Here is a 25,425-nt window from a genome sequence, read left to right on the forward strand (position 1 = left end):
CCTTATTTCAACCGCAGCAGCCGGTCGTCGTTATTGCCCGGATCGCCGCGGCCGTCGGTATTGTTCGTAACGACATAGACGATCCCGTCCTTCACCGCCACATCCCGCAATCGTCCCTCGGATCGGACAAGCGTCTCCTTCCTCGTGCCATCGGAAGCGAAGCGGACAAGCGATTGCCCCCGCAGACCGGTCACGAGCAGTTGACCGCTGGCGTCCGCCGCCATACCCGAAGGCGCAAGCGTGTCCTCGCCGGTATGGTAGATTGGCGCGATCATCCCTTCCTTCTTCTCGTCCCCGATGATGTCCGGCCACCCGTAGTTGCCGCCGGCCGTGATGCGGTTCAGCTCGTCATGGCCGCCCGGCGAGCCGGAAGGACCGTGCTCCGAGCTGTACAGCGTGCCGGTCTGATCCCACGCGATGCCTTGCGGATTGCGATGCCCGTAAGAGTAGACCGGCGAGCCGGGGAACGGATTGTCCGCCGGGACGGAGCCGTCGCGCTTGATCCGCAGGATTTTGCCGGCCAGACTGGCGCGGTTCTGCGCAGACGCCTCGTCCTGCGCGTCGCCGGTCGTGGCGTATAGGTACCCGTCCGGGCCGAAGGCAAGCCGTCCGCCGTTATGATTCGCCGCCCCCGGAATGCCGCCGAGCAGCTCCCGTTGTTCGGTCCATCCCTGACCGTCCGCATCCTCGCGCAGCAGCACGATCCGGTTCAGCCGCTCGCCGCTTTCCTCGTACGTATGGTAGGCGAATGCCTGTCTCGACGTCTCGAAATCCGGCGCGAGCGCGAATCCGAGCAAGCCGCCCTCGCCCTCCTCCTTCACCGGTTTGCTTAGCGTGAGATGCTGTCTCGACTGCTTGCCCGCCTGAACTTTGACGACCTCGCCTCCCCGTTCGCTAATATAGATCGCATCTTGCGTCATCGCGATCGCCCAAGGCGTATTCAGCTTCTCAGCCAGCACCTCGTAGGCGGCGGTATCCGAACCGTTCTCGACGTTCACCGCCGCTTCTCGCGCCGGAGCTCCCGTCTGCGCCGCTCCGCCGTCGCCGCGCTCGCTTCCGCTTCCATCGCATGCCGCCAAGCTGCCCGCCAATACCGCCAGCAGCGCCGCTTTCCCCACATTGCCCTTCCTCATCTTCATCCCTCCCCGGCAAATTCTATTATCTACCAGTATAGCAGTTTCTCCTGGTTTTAACCGCCGCAGGCGCAGCCTCAAACCCCAACCGTACATCCGATGCCACTTGCCCGCGTCTCCGGTCGGGCCGCGATTCGACACGATGTGGCGGCGCCATGATCGGGCCCGTCAGCCAGCCGCTTCGCCCAAGGCCCGGCTGTCGTCCCTCGGTTGTCCACGCCCGAAGAAATCTATGAATCCGATAATGTTCGGTCCTTCTCCGGCATAGATTGTAGTATAGGCCGCCGATTACGGCAGCCGCCAAATTCTATACGTGAGCGAAGATGCGGATAGCCGCCGCTCATCCAGGGAGAAGCCGCTATGAAAAATCAGGAATCATGGGTAAATGTCGCGTTTCTGCTCCTTATTCCGCTGCTCATTCTGGCGGGGTACAAGGCGAGCCTTGACCCCGGCCGCGCCGCCGCCCCTCCCGGCGCGGGCGCCTCTCCCCGGTTATCCGCGTTCATCGGCGCAGGACCCGGCTCCGCGCAAGCCGCGGTCGCCGCGGCCAACGCGGGCGGCCCGATTCTCGCGGCGTACGCCGGAGATTCGCCTCCGCAAGCAGCCGCCTCAGATCCGCTGGAACCCCTTCCACTCTACATACAAAGCGGCACCTACGCGCAAGCAGGCGGTTCCTCGCAGCGGGAAGCCATCGCGACGCTGGAGCAGCTCGGCGACAATCGGTATCGACTGTATGCGGCCGTTCACCTATCCGGCGTGGATACCGTCGAGTTGGACGCGGCGTTCATAGTCGATGGCCAGACCGTCGCCTTCCAAGACGACGCCTACCGCGAGCTGTCCCTTACGCTCGGCGACGATTCGATCACGATCGACTATCCGGCGAACGCCTTCGGCGACCCGGAAGCGGACCTTAGAGGCACTTATTATTTGCGAAGCGCCCCGAGCGACGAATCCCCTTTCCTCCGTGCGCTCTACGACAGCATTCAGCTGTCGGGCACGATGCGTCAAGGGCAGCTGGTCATCCATACTTATCCACTCGGTCCGGATGAACGGTGGCTGCTGCTAGAAGCGCGCGATAGCGAAGGCGGCGGGACCGCGAATCCGCCTTCGCTCGTCCGCTATCGTCCTCACACGGGACAATTCGCGCCGATTCCATGGGAGAAGGCGCTGGAGACGCTGCGTCTTCAGGACGCGAGCGAAGCAATGATTTACGAGATCACCCATAAGCGATATGCGGACCGTTACCGCGACGTGCTGGAGGACCGCGCGACCCGCGAGATGCCCGAGAACGCGCCGCTATCGGAGCAAGAAGCGTTCTACATCGCGACCGGCGAACACAGCGTCACCCGTACGGAGCAGCTGCGCGACGAGCCCGCAGCGGCCGGCTCCCGCTATATACAGGAGATCGATTCCTCGGACGAAGCCACCGTGGTCGTTCATCTGTATGAACTCGTCGAAGATGGCGAAGAAGGCCATACCGCCACCGTCGACTGGCTAGAGGTCGACCGCCTAACGGGCCGGGTAAGCAGCATGTTCGAGGCTTAACCCTCCCTTCGCTCGCTGACGCTATTACCCAAGACGAAGAAGGCTGCCGGTGACGGCAGCCTTCTTCTATAGCGTTCAACTTCTACTCCCGCCCGGCCAGCGTCCAACCGTATACGAACTGCTCCCCTTGCGTGCCGATTCGCCTGCGACCCGTGTCGGCGAACCCGACCCGCTCGTACAGCTTCTGGGCGGGGATGTTGCGGTGATTCACCGCAAGCACGATTTCGTCGCAATCCGGGAAGCGTTCCTTCGCGAACGCGGGGATCAGTGCCATGCCTTGCTTGGCATATCCTTGGCCCTGCTTCGCGTTGTCGACGGAGAACGCCGTGAGCAGCATCGCCCGGGGATTGTCGGTATAATCCTTCACCCGCTCGCTGTCATGGAGCAGGAAGAAGCCGACTGGCTCTTCGCCGGCCGTAATGACGATGGGATACCTGCCCGGCGCCGGCTCCAGCAGCTCGGCGGGCATGGCGGTAAATCTCGCTTGCTCGGGCGGCAGTTCGAACGTCCGCAGCCTCGTTTCATGCGCTTTCGTTAGTTCGCGCAATTCGACCGTCATGTCGTCATCTCCTCTGGGTGCCGGTCTTGTCCCGCTTCCTACACTGCCTTACTGGGATCGGAGACCGCGTACCGCGTTGATCGCATCTTTGGCCCGCGACGCTTCCTCGCCAATCGCCCGGCTGATCTCCGCCTCGGAGAGCGAAGACCAATGCTCGCCAACGTTCCGATAGGCATAGAGAATGGCTCTGGACGACGAGACGATGGCGCCCTCGCCGCGGGCGTCGAAGAACGGCCGCAGAGAGTCCGCCGACCCGCCCTGGGCGCCATAACCCGGCACGAGGAAGATCGCGCTCTTCAAGGCCGTGCGAATCGCGCGGGCCTCCTCCGGATAAGTGCCGCCGACGACGGCGCCTACGCAGGAATAGCCATGAAGCCCTATGGAGCGGGCTGCCAGACGCTCGAGCTCCTCCGCCAGCTTCATGTACAGCATGCCGCCGCCGTCCAGCTTCAAATCCTGCAGCTCGCCCGATGACGGATTCGACGTCTTCAGCAGTACGAAGACGCCTTTGCCCGCCGCCTCGGCCGTTTCGATAAACGGCATGTAGCCGTCGCTGCCGAGGAACGGATTAACCGTCACCATGTCGCCCGCGATCGGGCCGTCGCCCAGGAACGCGCGGGCATAGGCGGCCGAGGTCGGCCCGATATCGCCGCGCTTTGCGTCGTTCAACACGAGCAGTCCTTTGCTCCGCGCGTAACGAATCGTCCGCTCAAGCGCCGTGATCCCGCTCGCGCCGTAAATTTCGTAATACGCCAGCTGCGGCTTGACGGCGACGACATGCTCCGCCACCGCGTCGATGACGACCCGGTTGAATGCGAAGATCGCCTCCTCCGCGCCTTCGCCCGTCTCCGGATCGGCGCCCTGCCGGATCGCCTCCGGAATAAAGCGCAGATCCGGGTCCAGCCCGACCACGAGCGCCGTTCGTTTCCTTCTGCCTTCTTCGATCAGACGATCTCCAAAATGACTCATGCTCCACCTCGGTGTATGTGTTCGTTACGGCTTGTCCGGGTTTAACCGTTGCCTTGTCCGTTCTCGCCCGCGCGCTAGACCCTTCTCTGGCGCTTCACCCGCCGCCATCTCGCAATGCCCAGGCGAATGCCGTAATAGGCCGCGCACACAAGCAGCGCCTTCATTCCTTCCAGCCACGGGTTCACCGGTCCGCCGAACGATACCTGCGACGATCCCTGCCCCGATTCATAAGCTGCGCGAATGTCGGGCGACTCGTACGCCTCGAGAATGTCAGGCACGAAATAGGCCGTCATCACCATGCCCATTACGATGCCGCCCAACACGTACAGCAGCGTCCCGACGATCGCCGATTCGACCATCAGCTTCACGTTCACGTTTCCACCCTCCTTCCAACCGCAGGATCTATCCCTCTCTCTTTTCAGCAGGTAAATGTTACCTTATTTAAGAGCATGAAACAATAACAACCGGCCGTTAATCGGCAAAAAGGTTCACGCCGTTAACAGATCCGTTAACAACGTGAACCTTCAATCGGCTTGTAACGCGATCTGCAGCTCCTGCGCCGGCTCGGCGCACGCCTTACGCCCGTGCCAAGTTCCGCTCCGCCAAATACCCGGCCGCGTCGCTCGTCGCGATGCCGGTCTGGCGCGCGAACCGGTACACCGTCCGCAGCACGCGGTCGATCGCCTCGACGCTGCGCCTCATGTCCGCCTCCGAGCCGCCTTGGATTTCCCGCGCCGTAATGAGCATCCCGCCCGCATTAATGACGAAGTCCGGCGCATAGAGAATATCCCGCTCCTGCAGCAGCTCGCCGTGCCATTCTTCGCCCAGCTGGTTGTTGGCTGCCCCTGCGACGATCCGGCAGTCCAGCTGCGGAATCGTCGCCTCGTTCAGGATGCCGCCCAGCGCGCACGGCGCGAATATATCGCAGGAGGCGAAGGCAATCCGCTCCGGCTCCGACACGGCCGCGCCGTAAGCCGCGACGGCAAGCTTCACCCGCTGCGCGTCGGGATCAGCGACGATCAGCTTCGCGCCCGCCTCGTGCAGATAGCGGCACAACCGAAGGCCAACTTTACCGAGCCCCTGAACCGCTACCGTTCTGCCCAGCAGCGCATGCGAGCCGTAGACCGCGTTCGCGCTCGCCTTAATGCCGATGTAGACGCCATAGGCGGTCATATCCGCGGTGAAATCGTTCGTCGCCATGACCGAACCGGGCGTGTCGGTGACGTAGATCGTCTCCTTGGCGATCTCGTTCATATCGGCGACGGACGTACCCAGATCGACGCCGGTAATGTATCTGCCGTTCATATACCCGATGTAGCGGCCCAGCGTCCGGAACAGCTCCGCGCTTTTGTCCTTGGCCGGATCGCCGATGATGACCGCCTTGCCGCCGCCGTAGCCGAGCCCGAAGACAGCCGACTTGTACGTCATGCCCCGAGCTAGCCGCATCGCATCGATGACCGCTTCCTGCTCGGTCGCGTACGGCCTCATCCGGCAGCCGCCCAAGGCGGGTCCGAGCCGCGTGCTGTGGACGGCGATGACGGCGCGAAGCCCGCTCGCGCGATCCTGGCAGAATACGACCTGCTCCAGCGACAAGCGCTCCATCTCTTCCAATACCAGCATGATGATCTCTCCCTTCGCTCTTCCAAGCCGGCAATGCGATACCGTATACGAGGAGATCGGGTTCATCGTCAACAAGCTGCATCGATCAAACGAATAAGGAATATCAGTATATGTGCATTCGCCTTCAATATGTGCAGGTTCTGCCGGTTCAGCGCGCTAACTCGGCAGCACTCCGACGTCTCCTCCCGCTTCTTTTGCGGTTCCACTATTGAACTGCTTCACTTATAATAAGAAAATATGAAGTGACGCAAGGGAGGGCTCCATCTTTGAAAATCGCCGTTTTCTCCGATATGCATGCCATTTCGTCCCGCGAGCCGCTTCACGAGGTGCGCACCAGCCGCGGCTTTTTCGCGGAAGCGTGGCCGACCTTCGTGAAACTCCGCGCGCTGATCCGAGACGAAGCGCCGGACCTGGTCATCTGCCTCGGCGACATGGTGGACTGGTACAGCGAAGCCAACCGCGATTTTGCGATCGAGCTCCTGAACGAACTGCCCTGCCCCTGGATGTCGGTGCCCGGCAATCACGACTATCAGCTGTTCCACCGGACGGAGAGCGGCATCCGCAAGATCTCCGCGATGGAAGGCTGCGATACCGCCCGCAAAGGCTGGCTCGCGCGCGGCATCGAGCTGCATAACCGGTACGTGGATACCGGGGATTGCGGCCTGCTGCTGCTCGACAGCGCCTTGAGCGGCGTGCCCGACGGCACGAAGGACTGGATCGAAGCGAATATCGGCCGGCGCGGACGCAATCTCGTCTTCACGCACGTGCCGCTGGATCTGCCGCAGATTCGCGCCCACATCACGGCCGTGGACGATGTCCGCGACCTGAACAAATACGTACAAAGCCGGACGCCCTGGCTGTTCGAGGCTTCGCTGGCGGGCCGGGTAAGCGACGTATTCACGGGTCATCTGCACATCCCCGGCATGCTCGAGATCGTTGGCACCCGCATGCACATGCTCGGGACGGCCGTCACGTCGCCGCGGCGCCCTTCGCTCCAAGCATCGGCGCGAATCGTCACGCTAGGCCGGGACGTCGAGGTGCGGACGATCTCGATCGAGCCTTAGGCGATTGAAGCAGGATGACAATAAAGAAGCTCCTGCCCATGCGGGCAGGAGCTTCTTTTGAACGGTCAACCTCGCCAGTTGTGCCGCAGGCGGCTGGCCGTTCTTACCGGTTGTCCACTTTCTCCGGATACAAATCGTGATTCATCAGGCGATACTCCGCCATCTGCTCGTACTTCGTGCCGGGGCGTCCCCAGTTCGTGTACGGGTCGATGGAGATGCCGCCGCGCGGGGTGAATTTGCCCCACACTTCAATATAACGCGGCTCCATGAGCGCGATCAGGTCGTTCATGATAATGTTCATGCAGTCCTCGTGGAAATCGCCGTGGTTGCGGAAGCTGAACAGATACAGCTTGAGCGATTTGCTCTCGACCATTTTGATATCCGGGATATACGAAATGTAGATCGTCGCGAAGTCCGGCTGGCCCGTGATCGGGCAGAGACTCGTGAATTCCGGGCAGTTGAACTTAACGAAATAATCGCGGTTCGGGTGCTTGTTATCGAACGACTCGAGAATGGACGGGTCGTACTCGAACGTGTATTTCGTGCCTTGATTGCCCAATTGGGTGATGCCGCCTGCCTGCAGTTCTTCTTTGCTTCTTCCGCTCATGTTGTGTGGCTCCTTAGTTTTTTATAGAGGGAGGATTTCGAACCTCTCGAATTTTGAACGCCCTGTAGTATACCATGAATCAAAGCCGTTTGGGAATCGGGAGCGTTATCCAGCGCGAATGCCGAAGCGCCCTGGTCGCCTAGACGGCGAAGCGAAACGGAGGTTCTCTAACATGCAACCCGTCATTGACATTCAGAACGTCAGCTGGCGCGCGGGCGCGAATGAGCTGCTGCGCGGCGTCAACTGGACGGTGCGACAAGGCGAGCACTGGGCGCTGCTCGGCTTGAACGGCTCGGGCAAGACGACGCTGCTCAATATCGTCACCGGCTATATCTGGCCGACATCCGGCTCGGTCTCCGTGCTCGGCCGCCGCTTCGGCGAGGTCGACCTGCGCGAGCTGCGCCGCTCGATCGGCTGGGTCAGCTCGTCGCTGCAGGAGAAGCTGTACGCCAGCGATCGAACTCAGCACGTCGTCATTAGCGGCAAATACGCGACGATCGGCTTGTACGAGAAACTGCTGGAGGCCGATCTCGCCCGCGCGGAATCGCTCATGCGTACGCTCGGCTGTCTCCATCTGTGGGATCGCGAATACCGCACCTGCTCACAAGGCGAGAAACAGAAGCTGCTCATCGCGCGGGCGCTCATGGCCGATCCCCGCATCCTCATTCTGGACGAGCCGACCAACGGGCTGGATCTCTTCTCCCGCGAGCGGCTGCTGAATAGCATCGAGGAACTGACCCGCCGCCCAGACACGCCGACGCTAATCTACGTGACGCACCATACGGAGGAGATTCTGCCCGTCTTCGGCCGCACGCTGCTCCTCCGGCGGGGCGAAGCGGCCGGCGCCGGCGATACCGCCGAGATGCTGCATACGGATAGCCTGACCCGCTTCTTCGAAGCGCCGGTCGTCGCCGAGACGCATGACGGCCGCGTCTATGTGCGCCCCGCTTCGAGTTGATCGCCGGCGCCCTCTCCAACGTTCATTTTACAAAAACCTAACTGGCCGCTCCTCCGGCACCATGCTATATTCGGGGCGGACAACTAGGGACGACCTGTAGGCGACGTACAATGGAGAGGTGGAATCGATGATGAGGAAGAGCTTGACCCGCAAAGCGACGGCGGTCGCCGCCGCAGCGGTATTCGGGGCGTTCGCGTTGTCCGCGGCTCCGGCCGCGCCAGGCGCCAAGTCGGCGCTGGCCGCCGTATCGGATGCGCAGCTGGCGCTGCGATGGGCCCCCGTCCACTACCAGGACACGGACAGCACGGATTACGACGCGGACTACCTTACGGCCGTCGACTACGACGGAGACTGGGACACGCTGAACAATTGGGAGCATCAAGACGATAGCCTGAGCCAACTGAAAGGGACCGTCTACTATTCCGTCGTGGAGACGTCCACGCACTGGTTCCTGACGTACAGCTTCTATCATCCGCGCGATTGGGTCGACTATCCGGACTTCGGCCTCGATACGCACGAGAACGACATGGAAGGTCTTCTCCTTACCGTCCGCAAGGACGGCACCGATTACGGCAAGCTGGAAGCGATGGTCACCGTGGCCCACTCGGACTTCTACTCGTATACGCCTCCGGGCAGCGCTTATACGGCCGGACAAGAGACGATCGACGGCGCGGTCGTCATGGCCAACTACGGCGGCTTCTCGAGGCCGACGAGCTTCCAGGAAGCCAAAGGCCACGGGCTCAAAGCGTGGAACGGCGGCAGCTTCCCGGGCGGTGACGGCATTGTCTACTATCCGAGCGCGGCGACGGCCGAGGTCCCTTCGGGCGGCAGCGACAGCTCCGTCCAGTACCGGCTCGTCGACGCGTTCGCCTCCGGCGGCCTCTGGTCGCGGCGCTACGATGCGGTCACCTTCGCCAGCTGGGGCACGTTCCGCGGCGACAACGGCAAGGACAATTCCGCGAACGCGGCGTGGGGCTGGGACGACGGCAACGACAGCATCGCGCGCGGCGAGATGGCGACCGATCCGGCGAAGCTCGTGTCCGCCTATTTCGGCAACCTCGGCAATTTCAGCACGGCATATACGCGCAACGGCTACCGTTAAGCATGCCCTGACCGTTAGGAACGACGAAGAGAGGGAGCTGCGCGCCCCCTCTCTTCGTGCTGCCTGTATTAGTTGAAATATTGCACCAGCCCGTCGGCGATCGCCTTGGCCGCCTTACGCTTGTAATCCTTCGTCCGCACGATCCGTTCGTCCTTCTCGTTGGAGAGGAAGCCCAGCTCCACGAGCGCCGACACTTGGGAATTCTCGCGCAGCACGTGATAGTCTCCGAAGGAGATACCGTTGCTCCGCAGTCCGCCCGCGCCTTCGGCCAGCTCGCTCTCGATCGCGCGGGCAAGCGCCTTATCCTTGCTCTTGTTGTAGAACGTGAGCGTGCCGGACGTATTCTTCGTCGACGAGTTGTAGTGAATGCTGATGAATGCGTCAGCGCCGTTGTTCTCGCTGATCTTCACCCGCTCCGGGAGCGACGGCTTGACGTCCTCCGAGCGGGTCAGCACGACGCGCGCGCCCAGATCCCGCAGATAATCGGCCAGGATGAACGCCGTCTCCAGATTCAGATCCTTCTCCTGCGCCTCCGACTCCTTGCCGATCATGCCCGGATCATCGCCGCCGTGGCCCGGATCGAGCACGATCAGCTTGCCGTTCAATCGGCCGGACGACGAGCCGGCGCCCGAGCTCGAGCGGCTCCCGCCGCCCTCGCCGATGTACTGCGCCGCGACCCAGCCCTGCTGGCCGTCCGGCGTTTTCACTTTCACCCAGTCGCCATCCCGGTCGATGACCGTCACGGCCTCGCCTTTGTACAGCCCGCCCACGACCGCATAACCGGTACCCGGACCTTTGCGCATCCGAAGCGAATCGGCCTGCACCGTCTGGGCGCCCGCTTTCACGCTGCTTGTCCCGGACGATACGGTCGTTTGCTTGCCGCTTGAGGCTTTCACCAAATAGTAGCCCGCCACCCAGCCGCTCGTCTTGTTGAGCGCGACTTGGAACCAGCCATGCGTCTCGTCCGACACCTCGACGACGTCGCCTTTGCGGAGAGAACCGACGATCGCCCCCTTCTCGCTCGGATCGTTACGCACGTTCAGGGAATCCGTGGACACTTGATAGAACACCTTCGACTCGCTCTTGGCCTGCACGCCGAACGTCGCGCCGAGCACTAGAACCACTACGATCAGGATTGAAACTATCGATTTCATTCAGGACCTCGCTATTAGGAATAGAGTTAGATGCTATGATTATAGCAAAATCCACCGCGCCGTTCGAGCGGATTTGGCACTATTTTCCCGGGATGCGCCGTCACGGCCCCTCGAGCCGCGGCTGACGCCATATCCGATTGACCCGGCCGCCGGCGATTTCGATGCCGTTCAGCTGATAGCCGAGCGCGCATCCGCCGTCGATGCCGATCTTTCCCGGACCGAACCAGACCTCCGGCGAACCATGCAGCTCTACGGTCTTCGTATGGCCGAAAATGACCGTCTTCCCGTACCTTGCATTCCCTCCGTAGAACGACTCGCGAATATAAAGGAAGTCTCTGGCGGGCTGCAGCTTCCAATCGGCGTACGCCGGATTGAGGCCGGCATGCACGTAGATGAAGGCTTCATCCTCGTAGTACATCGGCAAGTCCTTCAGGAATCGAAGATCCTCGGCGTAATGTTCCCGAATATAGCGGCAGCAGGTCTCCTCCTCGTCTTCAGAGGCCGCGACAATACGGCCATAGTAGCTGCTCAGCGTTTCCGCGCCGCCTTTCTCCCAGAATTTCATCTTCTCTTCCGCCGAGGCCAGGCCGGCGACGACATTCACGAATCGGTTGTCGTGGTTCCCCTGCAGCGCCAGCGCCCCTTCCTGCCGGACCAACTGGCATACGTACGCGACGGCCTCCTTGCTGCGGGGCCCCCGATCGACGTAATCGCCGAGCAGAATCAGCTGATCGCGCTCGGGCCGGAACGACATCGCCTCCAGCAATAACCGTAATTCTTCGTCGCAGCCGTGGACGTCGCTGACGACGAGCGTGCGCTCTTTAGTCATGGAACAACGCTCCCTCCGAATGGTTAGGACTAACGATAGGGTTAGGCGCGTACGATAACAATAGGCCGATGCAATGAAAGATGATAGATTTCCATGCTTTTCGCGAAAAACGCGACTATTCTCCCTGAAAGAATCGGCTACTTCTTCCATGTGCAAGCCGAAAGTTTAATGCTACAATTTTCTCTATATAGGAAATAGATCGCAGCTTCCTGGTTAATCGGCAGTATCCATGCTTCCCAAGCAGAACCTTAATGAGGTGTCGCATGAGCGATCAGATCACGCAATTAAATCAACTGTTAGAATCAGCCGGCAGCGGTCATGTTCTCTATGTGTACGATGAACTTGACGCGTACACCCGGCAGGCCGTCTCCTTCATTACATGCGGCATCGAACAAGGCCATCAAGTGTTATTCATCGATAGACAGGATCGCTATGACCGCATTTTCCGAATGCTGCAAGACGGCCAGTCCGACGCACAGCTTGACCTTGTGCGCTACGTGAACAGCCTGGAATTTTACCGGGTACGAGAACCGTTCTGCTGCGGCATGGTGCTGGAGCAGTATAAGGACCTCCTCGTGCCGCTCAGCGCGGGAGGCATCACCTTCCGCTTATGGGCACACGCCGAGTGGCCGGAGAATGCGGAGGCGCCTGGCGAGCTTGAGATGTTGGAGCACCTGGCGGACTACAGCGTCACGACGCAAGGCTTCTCGGCAGTCTGCTGCTATAACGGCGCGCAGATGACCGCGACCCTGCAGCACAAGCTGCTGCGGCACCATGCGTATTGGCTGACCGACCAGGCGCTTGTCGTATCTCCGTTGTACGCGAAGGACGCCCCGTTCTTCCCCCTCTCAGCTCCCTTCCGCATGGAAAGCCAGCGAACCGAGCAGGAATCGGCCATGCGAAAGAAGACGGAAGATCAGCTCCGCGCCACGCAATCGCAGCTTGAATCGTTCATTACCCGCAATCTCGATCCGGTTATCATCTTGAACCAAGACGAGAAGGTGATTCGGGTCAATCAAGCGTTCGAACGACTCTTCGGCTGGACCAACGAAGAGGTAATGGGCTTGAAGGCCGCCGTGCTGCCGATCATTCCGCTGGACCGCCGGTATGAGGTGCCGCGCAACAAGCATGTCAATATGACCGGACGCAACGTCGAGGGCTATGAGTCGCTTCGATACCGGAAGGACGGCACGTCGGTCAACGTCATGATTTCCTCGTTCCCCCTGCTTGACGAGGACGACAACCCGAACGGCCGGGCCGTTATCGTGCGCGACATCACCGAGCGCATGCAGGCGCAGGAGCTGCTGATCCGCACGGAGAAGCTCTCGATCGCAGGCGAATTGGCCGCGGGTATCGCCCACGAGATTCGCAATCCGGTCACGGCGGTGAAAGGCTTCCTTCATTTGCTGCAGTCCGGGGGCACGAGCAAGCAGCTGTATTTCGACATCATGGCATCCGAGATTCAGCGCATCGAGACGATCCTCAGCGAGCTGCTCATGCTGGCAAAGCCGCAGGCGGTCCACTTCCAGTCGCGCAATATCGCGGCGCTGATCCGGGACGTCATTACGCTGCTCGACGCCCAAGCGAATTTGAACAACGTGCGCATCCTGACCGATTTCGAAGACGAGAACCTGTGTCTCGAATGCGAGGAGAACCAGATCAAGCAGGTGTGCATCAATTTCATCAAGAACGCGATCGAAGCGATGCCGGACGGCGGAGAGCTGCTCATCCAGCTGGCGCAAGGCGAGGGTATGCTGCATATCCGCTTCGTCGATCAAGGCGGGGGCATTCCGGAGCACGTGCTCGCCCGGCTCGGCCAACCCTTCTACACGACCAAGGAGAAAGGCACCGGCCTCGGCTTCATGGTCAGCCGCAAAATCATCGAGAATCACAACGGCACCGTCCGCGTCTTCAGCGAAGAGCGCCGCGGCACGACGATCGAGGTGAGTCTGCCGCTGGAGTCCGCAAGCCGGCAATGAAAGTGTTCTATCGTTGTCTTCCCAAAAAAAGCTGCTTCGTCCGCGCTAACCGGATCGAGCAGCTTTTTGCCGTCGCGAGGTTAAAAATCCCCGCCCGGCGCGTGGATGACCTCCATGAAAACCACCCTTCTCTCCCGCCTTTTATAGTAGACGAGTCAAGCACCGGGAAGGATGCCGTCGTCTCGCGCGCGGGATGCCACGCGGACGCTAGACCCGGCCTTCTTCTGCTTGCCCCGCCGTCGGGCCTACGAACGCAGCGAAGGGGCTGCCCGCGGCCGTCTTTCGACGTACTCCGGGAACAGCCCCTTCTACTCTAGCCTTAGGATTCGAACAACCGCTGCTGGAACTTCGCGATCGCCGTATATTCCTCTTCGAGCTTGCGCGAGATTTGGATATAGATCGGCAGCAGCTCGTGATACACCTTCGCGTTCTCCTTAATCGGCTTGTGCGAATGCGTCGCGCCGACCATCGTCGAGACGACGTTCAGGGAATCGATCCGGCCGAGACCATACAGGCCGAGCACGACGGCGCCAAGACAGGAGCTCTCGAAGCTCTCCGGCACGACGACCTCTTGGTCGAAAATATCGGCCATCATCTGGCGCCACAGCGGCGAGCGCGCGAAGCCGCCCGTCGCCTGGATTTTGGTCGGACGTCCGATCTGTTCCTCCATGGCCAGCAGTACCGTGTATAAATTGAAAATGACGCCCTCCAGCACCGAACGGATGAGGTGCTCCTTCTTGTGATGCATCGTTAGCCCGAAGAACGAGCCGCGCGCGTCCGGATTCCACAGCGGCGCCCGCTCGCCCGTGAGATACGGGTGGAACAGCAGCCCGTCCGCGCCGGGACGGACCCGCTCCGCGATCTGATTGAGCAGATCGTACGCGTCTATGCCGAGCCGCTCGGCGGTCTCGACCTCGGCGGAGGCGAATTCGTCGCGCACCCACCGGTACAGCATGCCGCCGTTGTTGACCGGACCGCCGATGACCCAATGCTTATCGGTCAGGGCGTAGCAGAAGATGCGGCCCTTCGGATCGGTCACGGGACGATCGACGACCGTGCGGATCGCGCCGCTCGTCCCGATCGTCGCCGCGACGACGCCCGGCTCGATCGCGTTCACGCCGAGGTTCGAGAGCACGCCATCGCTCGCACCTACGATGAACGGCGTCGTCGGCAAGAGTCCCATGTCGGCCGCGTACGCCGGCTTCAGATCATGCAGCGCGTACGTCGTCGGAACAAGCTTGGACAGCTGACCGGGGGTAACGCCCGCCAACGCCAGCGCTTCCTCGTCCCAGCTCAGCGTCGCGAGGTTCATCATGCCCGTCGCCGAAGCGATCGAGTAGTCGATGACGTACTCGCCGAACAGCTTGGCGAAGACGTATTCCTTAATCGAGATGAATTTGCTCGCCTTGCGGAACGTCTCCTCCTCGTCCTGGCGCAGCCACATCAGCTTCGCCAGCGGCGACATCGGATGGATCGGCGTGCCGGTGCGCGCGTAGATCGCTTGCCCGTCCAGCTCCCGCTTCAGCTTCTCCGCCATCGCCGCGCTGCGGTTGTCCGCCCACGTGATGCACGCCGTCAGCGGCTTGCACTCCGCGTCGACCGCGATGACGCTGTGCATCGCGGAGCTGAACGAGACGAACAGGACGCTTGCCGGTTCGATGCCGCTTTGCTTCATGACGCCGTTAATCGTCGCCAGGACGGCCTGGAAAATGTGGTCCGGATTTTGCTCGGCGATCGACGAGGTCGGCGTATAGAGCGGATAGCCCTCGTTCGCCTTGGCAACGACCGTCCCGTTCTCCTCGAACAGGACGGCTTTCGTGCTGGTCGTGCCGATATCGACGCCTATCATATAGGTGCTGCTCAATGGGAAGACCTTCTTTCCTTACAAGTTCGCTTCCGTTACACGACCGTGCTCAGAAGCAGGATGAAGATAAGGCCGACGACGGACAGAATCGTCTCCATCGCCGTCCACGATTTCAAGGTTTGCACGACGGACATATTGAAGAATTCCTTGACCATCCAGAAACCCGCATCGTTGACGTGGGAGAGTACGAGCGAGCCCGCGCCGGTCGCCAGCACGACAAGCTCGACGTTCGTGCCCGGGTTCATGGCTAGAACCGGCGTCACGATGCCGGCCGCGGTCGTCATCGCGACCGTCGCCGAGCCCGTGGCCACGCGGATCAGCGCCGCGACGAGCCATGCGAATAGAATAATGTTCACGTTCGCGGCCGTCGCCATCTCGCCGATCGCCGTGCCGACGCCGCTGTTGATGAGTACCTGCTTGAACGCGCCGCCGCCGCCGATGATCAGAATGATGGACGCGGTCGGCGCCAGACATTCGTTCGCGAAGCGCGAGACGTCTTCCTTCGTGAAGCCTCTGGCGAAGCCGAGCGAGAAGAACGCGAAGACGGCCGAGATGAGCAAGGCGATGATTTCATGGCCGATGAACTCCGCGAAATGCGTGAACCCGTTCACGCCGTCCGGATCGGCGATGGTCGCGATGGAACCGATTAACATAAGAATAACAGGGAGAAGAATCGTGAACAACGTCATTCCGAAGCCCGGCAGCTGGCGATTTTCGTTCGCGGCGAACTGCTCCGCAAGCTCGGCCGGCGGCGAGACGTCGATCCGCTTGCCGATGAATTTGCCGAATATCGGACCGGCCAGGATCGCGGTCGGCAGGCCGATCAGCAGCGAATACAGAATCGTTTTACCCAAATCCGCGCCGAACGCATCGATGGCGATCATTGGCGCCGGGTGCGGCGGGACAAGCCCATGCACGGTCGAGAGGCCGGCGAGGATCGGGATGCCGATCTTCAGCAGCGGCATGCCCGTCTTGCGTGCGACAGTGAACACGATCGGGATGAGCAGAATGACGCCGACCTCGAAGAAGACCGGAATGCCGACGATGAAGCCGACGATCATCATCGCCCAATGAACGCGCTTCTCGCCGAAGCGGTCGACGAGCGTCGTGGCGATTTTCTCGGCGCCGCCGGATTCCGCCATCATTTTGCCGAGCATGGTGCCCAGACCGATGACGATCGCGATCGTGCCGAGCGTGCCGCCGAGGCCGCCGGTCACCGACTTGATGACCTCCTGCGGGTCCATGCCGGCGAGCAGGCCGAGCATGAGCGCCGAGATGAGCAGCGTCACGAACGGGTTCCACTTGTATTTCGCGATAAGCACAACCAAGAATACGATGGCGACGAGTGTCCAGACGAGCAGCGTCGCGTTATGACTGAGACCGAACAAGCTATCCATGAAGATCCTCCTTAATTTGTTAGCGGCTAACGCTCCGAGGTACTATGCCCTAAGAGCGCTTTCATGATGCGGATTAAAACAAGTATACCTGTCGACAACTTGAGTGTACAGAGAGCCGCCCGAACGCCGCCGAAGCGGCAGTTCGTGGGCTAGCTTCCTTAGGGAAGACTGTGATACAGCGTCGTGCGCGAATCGGCGAAGTACGTCTCCACGACCTCGCGGATCGTGTCCACGTTCTTGGACGCCAGGCCGCTGACGATAATACGATGCTTGTCGATAACGGACGCCAGCTTCGCTTCCCCTTCCGAGAATACCTCGTCGGTCGTGATCAGCATGACGGTCAGCACGATGTGGCGGATGCTTTTCCATAGGTGCAGAATCCGGGTGTGCGCCGCCGCCGTAACGATCGTCTCGTGGAAGGTGAAATCCAAATGCGCGAATTCGACGACGTCGCCATGCTTTACCGCCAGCTCCATCTTATCGATCAGCTGCAGCAGGCTCGCGGTCAGCGCCGTATTGTCGGCGAAAGCGAGCCGCTGCTGGACGAAGCTCTCGATCAGAAAACGCACGTCGTACAGCTCCTCCACGTCAGTGCGGGATAGGCCCAGCACGACCGCGCCCATCCGCTCTAACCTGATAAGCCCTTCGTTCGAGAGCGACTTCAGCGCCTCCCGCACCGGCGAGCGGCTTGTATTGAAGTCGGCGGCGATCCGATTCTCCGAGATGACCTCGCCGGATTTGATCGTGCCGTTAATAATTTGCAGCCTTAATTCGCAGGCGATCGTCTCCCCGAGGGACAGGCCCGCCAGCCATGCAGAAGGATACCGCATTCCATCGACTCTCCTAGTCATCCATTTCGTACGCAGCTATGAACAATATCCTTCATTGTAGCATAGGTGCGGACGCGGATGCCACGGAATCGCGGCGCCGGCGCGGCTTGCGCGCTTCGCCGCAGCTCCATCCATTGCCGGGCGAATGCATGCAGCTCACGCGGCTGCGTCTGCGGTCTCGTGCAAGAGCGGTCGACGGACGGCCTTCACACGGCGGCGTTCGCCTGCCGGTTAATGTCGCCTCGCGAGCCTTTCAATCGGCTTGCTCTACTCGCTGCGCACAACCGCGTGACCGCCGAATTCGTTCCGCAGCGCCGCGACGACTTTGCCGTGGAATGTGTCGTTCTCCAGGGAACGATAGCGCATGAGCAGCGACAACGCGATGACCGGCGTGCTCGCCTCCAGCTCGAGGGCGGTCTCGACCGTCCACTTGCCTTCGCCGGAGCTCTTCATGACGCCCCGGATGCCGTCCAGCTTCGGATCCTTCGCGAACGCGCGCTCCGTCAGCTCCATCAGCCAGCCGCGGATGACCGAGCCGTTCGCCCATACGCGCGCGACGTCTTCATAGTCGAAGCCGTATTCGCTCTTGCTCAGCAGCTCGAATCCTTCGGCGATCGACTGCATCATGCCGTATTCGATGCCGTTATGAATCATCTTGAGATAGTGGCCGCTGCCGCTCTCGCCGGCATACAGATAACCGTTCTCGCAAGCGATGCTGCGGAAGATCGGCTCTACCCTCTCGAACGCCGCCTTGGAGCCGCCAACCATGAAGCAGCCGCCTTGGTTCGCCCCCTCTACGCCGCCGGACGTGCCGGAGTCCAGGAAGCGAATGCCCCGCTCGCCGAGCTTCGCGCCTCGCGCGACCGATTGCTTATAGTGCGAGTTGCCGCCGTCGATGACGATGTCGCCCTCCTCGAGCATGGGCATCAGCTCGTCCAGCACCTTGTCGACGATCTCGCCTGCCGGCACCATGATCCACACGATGCGCGGCTTCGCCAGCGACGACGCCAGCTGCGCGATCGTCTCGGCAGGCACCCCGCCTTCTTCGGCCAGCTGCTTCGCCGGCTCCGGATTAACGTCGTACAAGACGGTCTCGTGACCGTTGCGTAGCAAGTTTTGCGCTAAACTAAATCCCATTTTGCCCAATCCGATTAAACCAAGCTTCATATGCTACCACCCTTTCCGAAGCTTACAAGTATACCTGTATACAAGTATTCCAATGCATCTATAATACCGCTTTCATTTGATTCTGTAAATACGCAGCCGCTTTCCTTAATTTCACAGTCTGCCTCTCTAAACCAGGTTTAATTCGAGTTGGTGCCTCCTGCCCACGCGTTCTACGCCCCGCGCTCGTGTGGTGCGCTGCCATCTGCCGGCCGCCGCCCATACACAAAAAAACGCCGGGACCCGCGCCGCTTCCCGCACGGCGCTCCCGACGTTCCCTATGCCTCTACATGTTACTGCGCTCTTACGCGCCGCAGCACTTCTTCGCTTTCTTCCCGCTGCCGCACGGACACGGGTCGTTCCGCCCGACCTTCGTCTCCGCCCGGAACGGCACGACGACGCCGGGACGCATCGCCGGCGCGGCGGCCATGACGTTCCCCGCCTGGCTGCGCTTGGCCGACAGCTCGTTTGGCGTGTGGCCTTTGAGCGTCCATTGACGGGTATTGTTCATGAGCTCGACGACTCGCTCCACGAGCGCCTCCAGCACGCTCAACTCGCTGATCTGGAAGTGGTTCTGCAGCGATCCGACGACGTCATGCAGACCGATCCGCTCCTGAATGGAGAGCACGACGTCCGCCGCGATATCGTCCGCTTCGTCTTCCTCCGCCTGCAATTGCTGTTCCAGGAATGCGACGAACGCGTTGTAAGCCGGGTTCCTGTCCACGAAATCGAGCTCGCCCGCTTCGAGCAGCTGTCCCTTCGTGAACGCGCAGTACGGAATGTCGCGGCGGGCGTGCTGCTCGTCGAACAGCCATTTGAAATCGTCGACACCAGCGTCGTAGACGCCCATTTCCTCGTCGTATTGCAAATGGCCGCGCTCGACCTCGTCCATGATTTCCGCGTAGTAGTCCGCCGAAGAGATGACGTGCTTCGCGTATTGCTCCATGTATTTGTGCAGCTGCGGCTTCGTTAGCCGGCCATAATAATGGAGCAGGCCGCGCGTCAGCTTCATCCGTTCGGCCGCGGCCGGGTCACTCGCCCCCTTGCTCGCCTGACCACCGCGACTCTGCCAATCCCGCTGCGCCTCCAGCGGCATGACCAGCATCTTCGCCCCTTCGATTGTGCCCGGGAACACCAATCCCCGCGCCAGAAGAGGCAGCAGCGCTACCGCGCGTTCGTCCTCGTACGGCCATGCTCCGCTCCGTTCCATGATCAGCTCGCGGAACAATGCATCGTCACTCGTATCCATTGTATCAAGCACCGCTTGAAAAGCTTCCAATATAGAGGCCTTTGTCGCGATGATCAATTCTGGTTTCGTCTTGCTGCTCAGCTTGGCAACGCCCAACTGCTGCCGGATCGCCAGCAGCTCGTCCTTGGTCAGGCGCGACAGCCCCGCCTCCAAGGAGAACGTAGTCTCGATCTCGCTCCAGCGCTTGATTTCCGGCCGTGCGATCGCCGCCGCTTCCTGCTTCATGCTCGTGCCCATCACGTTCAACATCCCGCCTTATCTTGATTCCAAAAAATTCGCTATCGTCTACCGTACCATAGATCGGCCGCGAGCGGAAGTGGAGGAACCATCCAGCGCACGCGGTTCGCTCCCTTCGCCTGCGTACCCGCCCTCGCAACGAACGGCTCGCAAAGCCGCTCCCGCTAGACACGTTCGCTTATCCGCATGGCACGAGCGCCCGCAAAACCTGCCCGATCGACTCCCGAATGACGAAGCTTGCCCGACTGTCGTAAGGCGTCGCCGTCTTATTAATCAAGATGAGTCCGTCGCCTTCGTATTCAGCCACCAGACCGGCCGCAGGATTGACCGTTAATGAGGTGCCCCCCACGATGAGCAGATCCGCCGCCGCGATGCAGTCCGCCGCTTCCAGGAGCACCTTCATGTCGAGGTTCTCCTCGTACAGTACGACGTCCGGCCGGACGATTTCGCCGCACACGCCGCAGGTTGGCACGTTATTGGGATGATTAAGGATGTAAGCCAAATTGTATGTACGCCCGCAGCCCAAACAGTAATTGCGCAGCACCGAGCCGTGCAGCTCCAGCACCCGCCTGCTCCCCGCCTGCTGATGAAGACCGTCTATATTTTGCGTGATGACCGCGGTAAGCCGCCCCTGCCGCTCCAGCTCGGCGAGCGCCTCGTGCGCCGCGTTCGGCTTCGCGTCCGGATAGAGCATCCGCGCGCGGTAGAATTCGAAGAATTCCTCGGGGTGTGTGCGGAAGAAGCTGCGGCTGAGCATGACCTCTGGCGGGTAAGCCCCCGCTCCGCTCGTCTGATACAGCCCTGTCGCCGACCTGAAATCCGGGATGCTGCTCTCCGTCGACACGCCCGCCCCGCCGAAAAACACGATGTTCGCGCTCGCGGCGACGCGCGCCTTCAACTGGTCCAACTCCATCGCTTTCCCTCCCGTCTCGAGTGCATGCCATTGCAGCGTCGCTCGCGCTGCTTGCCCTATCACCATACCACGTTCGCCTTGGAAAATAAAAGAAAGCGAGCCTTATCCAGGCCCGCCTCTCTCAAGTATTTCGTGTTTTTTCAACTTTCCATGCGCTTTCCGTGCGCATGTCCGGCTCCGGTCGTGCAGCCGACTGACGAAGCATCGCCCACTACAAACGCGGATCCACCGGATCGGACTCCATCGCGAGCGCCGCCAATACGCATTCGTGCATCCGCTCCACCGGCTCTTGGCGGACGAACCGCTCCAGCCCTTCCATGCCGAGTGCGAATTCCATGAGCGCATGACGCTCTTTCTTCCCGCTCTTGCGCCCCTTCAGGCGGCGCAGATTATCCGGCTCCAAGTAGTCCATCCCGTAAATGATGTGCAAATACTTGCGTCCCCGGACTTTGATGGCCGGCTGAACGAGCTTGCCGCCGCTGCGCGTCATGTACCGCTCCGGCTTAACGACGATGCCCTCGTGGCCGTCCGCCGTCATTGTCTCCCACCAGCGGACGACATCTTCCTCGCTCGCCTCATCCGTAATGACCCGGTATTCGGTCGCCATGAACAGCTCGGATAGGCCGGCCAGCTCCTCCGCACGCTCCATATGCCACTGATGCGTCCGGTCGAAGAACGTGCCTCCGCTGTGGGCGAGCAAGTGGAACGGGGCGATCCGCACGCCGCTGAGCCCTTCCACGTCCCAGCAGTACGCCTGGAACGCTTCCTTGAACGTCCGCGCGCCGGCCAGCCGCGCTTCCGTCTCCGCGAGCCAATCGCCAACGTCGCGGCCGCCATCTCGGGCAGCTTGCAGCTTCTCGAGCAGCTTCGCGCGGTCCATCACCGCCGCCTCGCCGACATGCGCGTACTGAGCGGCGATCAGCTCCTTGGCCTTCAAGTTCCACGGCAAAATCTCGGCGTCGAGCACAAGCAGCTCGGTCTCGTGCCGTTCGAAATACGCGGCGGCCGACAAGTCGCGCCGCAGCCTCTCCAACAGCTCGCGCTCGATGGCCGGCTGGAAGAACGGCCTACCCGTGCGGGTATAGACCGTCCCAGGCGTGCGCCGTCCAACATAAGCCTCGGCCGCATCCTCGTCCTTGAACAGCACCACAATCGCGCGGCTGCCCATATGCTTCTTCTCCGCCACCATCGTCGTGACGCCATGCGCCCGGTAATACGCGAACGCCTCGCGGGGATGCTCCAGGAAGCGCGCGTCCGCCGCTACCGCCGGTGGGCTCATCGTCGGCGGGATGTAGACCAGCTCTTCGATCGGCACCGTATAATGCGAGACGGTATCGATCGCGGCTTTGACGAACTCCCCGCGGATGCCGATCGCCCCGCAGCTGTCCGTCTCCACCGTATAGCCGTCGGCCAGCTTCGCCATATTCGGCAGCGCGAACCGATCCGCGGCCCGCAGCGCGAGCGGATTGTCCGCCGCCCCCGAATAATCCCGAGCCGCCTGCACGCTCGCGAACCTTCGCTCCGGGTAGCGAAAGGCCGTCAGCTCGCCGCCGAACACGACGCCCTGGTCGATATTGATCGTAAGCCCCGCCGTCTCCGGACGCGGACGGACGTCGTGCCCCCAAACAATCAGCTCGCCTGACCGATGACCCGTGTGCCATTCCTTGCGGATCGGCTTGCCCTGCGCGTCCGTCCCTTCGGTATCCCCGAATCGGCAGAAGTCTTGAATCCGCTTGGACTGCTTGCCGATAAACTCGTCCCGGATGCCCGCGTGCGCCACGACGACATGCCGAACGCCTTCACGCGCGAAGACCAGATGGGACGGTGCGGCCAGCAGGAAGTCACGCATGCGGCGCTTCCATTCGGCCGCCGCCTCGCCTTGCTCGGCCTCATACCGGGCCAGCTCCTCCGCCAGCTTCTCGTCACCATGATTGAGCGTGACGTCGCGGCCGTCCAAATAACGCGCGATTTTCCACCCGTGGTTGCTGTCGACCATGAAGGCCAGACCCGCGCGGACGTGCGTCTCCCAGAAATTCATCGCTTCCATCGACTTGGGCCCTCGGCTCATCACGTCGCCGACGGACACGAGCTTGCGCCCGTCCGGATGACGGTATAGACCGTCTTCGCTCAGCCCGTAGCCCAGTTTGCCGACTAGCGCCATCATTTCGTCGAAGCAGCCGTGAATATCGCCGATGATATCAATGCCGGCGCCCAGCTCAAGCTGCAGCGGGTTACGCTTGCGCTCGATCCGGATGTCCGCCAGCGCCGCATCCTTGACGATGTAGGACGCGTCGAACGCCTCGCTCTTCAAGCTTCGCAGCGCCCGCTTGAATAACTGCGCCTGCTGCTTCACCCGCTGCCTGCCGCGCGGATGCTCCCGCCAGGCATCCCGCGCCAGCAGCGTCTCCTCCGGCACGTCAAGGGCGAGCGCCATGACGGGGACGTGATGACGCCGGGCGATCTCGATATAGTTGTTCCGGTCATCCGGATACAGATGCGTGGCGTCGACCACCGTCAGTTTTCCGAACCGGCACCGCATCTCGAGCACGTTCTCCAACGCGGCGAACGCCTGCTCCGACACCAGCTGATACGCGGCGTACAGTACATCTGCTTCCAGCTTCGGCCGGCCCCGCCAATCGATGAATTCGTCGTCCCCGACGAGCATCCGGAATTGGTCGGAGGAGACCGTCTCGGTCGCCAGCAGCGCTCCTTCGCGGACGAGCCTCGCAAGCAGCGTTGTCTTGCCGCTGTTCGACGGACCGACCAGCAGCACGATGCCCGCATGCGGCAGCCGAATCGTTCTTCTTGTTTCTTGTTGTTCCGTCGTCATGCTTCCTTCTTCTCCTCTCTCCTTCGGAAGATCGCCATCTGGGTCGGATGGCCGTAAGCTTCGTGCCTCTCGCCGACGCCTTGCAGCTCCAGCTCGTATCCGTCCGTCCGCCACCGCTCGCATGCTTGGCGGAATTCGCCGCGCGTCCATTCGAACCGGTGATCGGCATGCCGCATCGCTTCGCCCATCTCGTATACCTGGTTGTACTCCCGGTTCGGCGTCGTGACGATCAGCGCATGCGGGGCGTATTCGTTCAGAATTGTCGCGATCGCCCGTTCCACGCGGTGTGCCTCGATATGCTCGATCACCTCGCACAGAACAATGACGTCTTTACCGCGCAGCGACTCGTCGTAATAGAACAGCGAGCCCGTAACCGTCTTCGGCACGACGCCTTGACCGCGTTCGGCCAGCTTGGCGAAGCGATCCGCCGCCCGCTTCCGGGCGATGGCCGACGGCTCGACGGCCATCACCTCTTGGACGCCCGCAAGCTCCGCGAGCCGTGCCGACAATTTGCCTTCCCCGCTGCCGAAATCCACGACTGTCCGCTTATGCTCCAGCCCTTGGACGGTTTCGCAGATCGCCTGGTATCGCTGCTCGTTGAGCCGGACCTTCGGCGCAGGTTCGGCGCCGTCCGCGAGCGACGCCGCTTCAGCGGCCGGTTCTGCCGCACCATTCTGTTCCTCTCTTGCCGGCTCTCTATTCGCCTCATACCGCTCGATCACATCCGCGAAACGCAGCGTGCGCTTGACGATCAGCTCCCGCTGCGGATGCGCCTCGAGCCAGCCCTCCCCGTAGCGCTCGAGCTTCTCGACCTCCGCTTCGCCGATGAAATAGTGCTTGTAATCGTCCAGCACCGGCATGAGAATGAACAGCTGGCGAAGCGCGGTTTGCAGCGTCTGTCTTCCGCGCAGCGTGATGTAACGGACCGAGCTGCGATGCTTCAGCGCGAACGGATAGTCCGCCTCGCCGCGCTCCTGTTCGACCTCGTAGCCGAGCGAAGCGAACAGCTGCTCCACGACGGGCTCCGGCAAATTGGAGGCGACCGGCCCGAACGACAGCGTGAGCGCGAACTTGTGCGAGACCCACTCCGCGAACGTTTCTTTCGGCTTGCCGTTCAACGCGGTACCGAGCGAAGGACGGATATACGTGCAGAACAAGCTGCTCGTCACGAACTCTCGATCGTTAATGTACTGCGTAATGTCATAGCTGTCCGGACTGCCCTTGACGAGCTCGATCGGGTCCGGCGACACATGGAGCACCGCCTCCGTCCGCTGCTCGTCGCATACCGTATACACAAGGCGCACCTTAGCCCCTTTTTCTTCTCGTTCATACAGGTTGTTCGGATTTTTGGCGAGCAGATGGGACAGCATGTTCGCGCCCGCTCCGTCCGCCCGGATGATGATTTGCATCCCGCTTCTCCTC

21 protein-coding genes and 1 riboswitch are annotated in these 25,425 nt (G+C 61.5%); of the genes, 5 read left to right on the top strand and 16 right to left on the bottom strand.

Going from position 1 to position 25,425, the window contains the following annotated elements; genetic code table 11:
* Positions 1 to 2 precede the first annotated feature (2 nt).
* Positions 3 to 1,133: a PQQ-dependent sugar dehydrogenase gene (locus tag ACFSKT_RS26100; protein ID WP_377719460.1), complete on the bottom strand. Its 1,131-nt coding sequence runs from the start codon at positions 1,131 to 1,133 to the stop codon at positions 3 to 5.
* A gap of 360 nt (positions 1,134 to 1,493) precedes the next feature.
* Between ACFSKT_RS26100 and ACFSKT_RS26105 the strand changes: the two genes are divergently transcribed.
* The gene (locus ACFSKT_RS26105; protein WP_377719459.1) at positions 1,494 to 2,678 is read left to right on the top strand and encodes a hypothetical protein; all 1,185 of its coding nucleotides are present in this window, start codon (positions 1,494 to 1,496) and stop codon (positions 2,676 to 2,678) included.
* Between the two features lie 82 nt (positions 2,679 to 2,760).
* Here ACFSKT_RS26105 and ACFSKT_RS26110 read toward each other — a convergent pair whose 3' ends face one another.
* The 4 genes from ACFSKT_RS26110 to ACFSKT_RS26125 all read right to left on the bottom strand — a co-directional run bounded on the left by ACFSKT_RS26110 (position 2,761) and on the right by ACFSKT_RS26125 (position 5,826).
* Positions 2,761 to 3,237, bottom strand: coding sequence for a GNAT family N-acetyltransferase (locus ACFSKT_RS26110; RefSeq protein WP_377719458.1), 477 nt, complete (start codon positions 3,235 to 3,237; stop codon positions 2,761 to 2,763).
* Between the two features lie 48 nt (positions 3,238 to 3,285).
* Entirely contained in the window at positions 3,286 to 4,206 is a 921-nt protein-coding gene (gene pyrF, locus ACFSKT_RS26115; RefSeq protein WP_377719457.1) for an orotidine-5'-phosphate decarboxylase, read from the bottom strand.
* 74 nt (positions 4,207 to 4,280) lie between these two features.
* The gene (locus tag ACFSKT_RS26120; protein ID WP_377719456.1) at positions 4,281 to 4,580 is read right to left on the bottom strand and encodes a hypothetical protein; all 300 of its coding nucleotides are present in this window, start codon (positions 4,578 to 4,580) and stop codon (positions 4,281 to 4,283) included.
* A gap of 202 nt (positions 4,581 to 4,782) precedes the next feature.
* On the bottom strand, positions 4,783 to 5,826 hold the full coding sequence (locus ACFSKT_RS26125; RefSeq protein ID WP_377719455.1) for a Leu/Phe/Val dehydrogenase: 1,044 nt from the start codon (positions 5,824 to 5,826) through the stop codon (positions 4,783 to 4,785).
* 266 nt (positions 5,827 to 6,092) lie between these two features.
* Here ACFSKT_RS26125 and ACFSKT_RS26130 point away from each other — a divergent pair, with 266 nt between their 5' ends.
* Complete coding sequence (locus ACFSKT_RS26130; protein WP_377719454.1) at positions 6,093 to 6,890, top strand: metallophosphoesterase family protein; 798 nt, start codon at positions 6,093 to 6,095, stop codon at positions 6,888 to 6,890.
* A gap of 103 nt (positions 6,891 to 6,993) precedes the next feature.
* Here ACFSKT_RS26130 and queF read toward each other — a convergent pair whose 3' ends face one another.
* On the bottom strand, positions 6,994 to 7,497 hold the full coding sequence (queF, locus tag ACFSKT_RS26135) for a preQ(1) synthase (RefSeq protein WP_377495976.1): 504 nt from the start codon (positions 7,495 to 7,497) through the stop codon (positions 6,994 to 6,996).
* Between the two features lie 7 nt (positions 7,498 to 7,504).
* A riboswitch (PreQ1 riboswitch) is annotated at positions 7,505 to 7,549 on the bottom strand.
* A 120-nt stretch (positions 7,550 to 7,669) separates the two neighbouring features.
* On the opposite strand from queF, the gene ACFSKT_RS26140 reads away from it, so the two are divergent.
* Together ACFSKT_RS26140 and ACFSKT_RS26145 are read left to right on the top strand one after the other, a co-directional pair.
* Positions 7,670 to 8,455, top strand: a complete 786-nt coding sequence (locus tag ACFSKT_RS26140) for an ABC transporter ATP-binding protein (RefSeq protein ID WP_377719453.1) — start codon at positions 7,670 to 7,672, stop codon at positions 8,453 to 8,455.
* Positions 8,456 to 8,582: 127 nt separating this feature from the next.
* Positions 8,583 to 9,557 carry a hypothetical protein gene (locus ACFSKT_RS26145; RefSeq protein ID WP_377719452.1) on the top strand — a complete coding sequence of 325 codons (975 nt, stop codon included), beginning with the start codon at positions 8,583 to 8,585 and terminating at the stop codon, positions 9,555 to 9,557.
* A gap of 68 nt (positions 9,558 to 9,625) precedes the next feature.
* Here the strand turns inward: ACFSKT_RS26145 and ACFSKT_RS26150 are convergent, their stop codons facing one another.
* Positions 9,626 to 10,711 carry an N-acetylmuramoyl-L-alanine amidase gene (locus ACFSKT_RS26150; protein WP_377719451.1) on the bottom strand — a complete coding sequence of 362 codons (1,086 nt, stop codon included), beginning with the start codon at positions 10,709 to 10,711 and terminating at the stop codon, positions 9,626 to 9,628.
* A gap of 100 nt (positions 10,712 to 10,811) precedes the next feature.
* Positions 10,812 to 11,540: a metallophosphoesterase family protein gene (locus ACFSKT_RS26155; RefSeq protein ID WP_377719450.1), complete on the bottom strand. Its 729-nt coding sequence runs from the start codon at positions 11,538 to 11,540 to the stop codon at positions 10,812 to 10,814.
* A 263-nt stretch (positions 11,541 to 11,803) separates the two neighbouring features.
* Here ACFSKT_RS26155 and ACFSKT_RS26160 point away from each other — a divergent pair, with 263 nt between their 5' ends.
* Positions 11,804 to 13,519, top strand: a complete 1,716-nt coding sequence (locus ACFSKT_RS26160; RefSeq protein WP_377719449.1) for an ATP-binding protein — start codon at positions 11,804 to 11,806, stop codon at positions 13,517 to 13,519.
* Between the two features lie 319 nt (positions 13,520 to 13,838).
* Here ACFSKT_RS26160 and gntK read toward each other — a convergent pair whose 3' ends face one another.
* The 8 genes from gntK to ACFSKT_RS26200 form a co-directional block, all read right to left on the bottom strand.
* Positions 13,839 to 15,368, bottom strand: coding sequence for a gluconokinase (gene gntK, locus ACFSKT_RS26165; protein ID WP_377719554.1), 1,530 nt, complete (start codon positions 15,366 to 15,368; stop codon positions 13,839 to 13,841).
* A gap of 50 nt (positions 15,369 to 15,418) precedes the next feature.
* Positions 15,419 to 16,780, bottom strand: a complete 1,362-nt coding sequence (locus tag ACFSKT_RS26170; RefSeq protein WP_377719448.1) for a GntP family permease — start codon at positions 16,778 to 16,780, stop codon at positions 15,419 to 15,421.
* A gap of 158 nt (positions 16,781 to 16,938) precedes the next feature.
* A complete protein-coding gene (locus ACFSKT_RS26175) occupies positions 16,939 to 17,610 on the bottom strand; it encodes a GntR family transcriptional regulator (RefSeq protein WP_377719447.1) in 672 nt (223 codons plus the stop codon).
* A 267-nt stretch (positions 17,611 to 17,877) separates the two neighbouring features.
* Positions 17,878 to 18,777 (bottom strand): phosphogluconate dehydrogenase (NAD(+)-dependent, decarboxylating), encoded by a 900-nt coding sequence (gene gnd, locus ACFSKT_RS26180; protein ID WP_377719446.1) that lies wholly within the window; start codon positions 18,775 to 18,777, stop codon positions 17,878 to 17,880.
* 301 nt (positions 18,778 to 19,078) lie between these two features.
* On the bottom strand, positions 19,079 to 20,272 hold the full coding sequence (locus ACFSKT_RS26185; protein ID WP_377719445.1) for an SEC-C metal-binding domain-containing protein: 1,194 nt from the start codon (positions 20,270 to 20,272) through the stop codon (positions 19,079 to 19,081).
* Between the two features lie 166 nt (positions 20,273 to 20,438).
* Positions 20,439 to 21,173: an NAD-dependent protein deacylase gene (locus ACFSKT_RS26190; RefSeq protein WP_377719444.1), complete on the bottom strand. Its 735-nt coding sequence runs from the start codon at positions 21,171 to 21,173 to the stop codon at positions 20,439 to 20,441.
* A 211-nt stretch (positions 21,174 to 21,384) separates the two neighbouring features.
* Positions 21,385 to 24,003, bottom strand: a complete 2,619-nt coding sequence (locus ACFSKT_RS26195) for a polynucleotide kinase-phosphatase (RefSeq protein WP_377719443.1) — start codon at positions 24,001 to 24,003, stop codon at positions 21,385 to 21,387.
* Positions 24,000 to 25,412 (bottom strand): 3' terminal RNA ribose 2'-O-methyltransferase Hen1, encoded by a 1,413-nt coding sequence (locus tag ACFSKT_RS26200; protein WP_377719442.1) that lies wholly within the window; start codon positions 25,410 to 25,412, stop codon positions 24,000 to 24,002. The genes ACFSKT_RS26195 and ACFSKT_RS26200 overlap by 4 nt, the downstream gene beginning before the upstream one ends.
* Positions 25,413 to 25,425 lie beyond the last annotated feature (13 nt).

This window comes from Paenibacillus xanthanilyticus, assembly GCF_042682185.1.
GTDB classification, from domain to species: Bacteria; Bacillota; Bacilli; order Paenibacillales; family Paenibacillaceae; genus Paenibacillus_Z; species Paenibacillus_Z xanthanilyticus.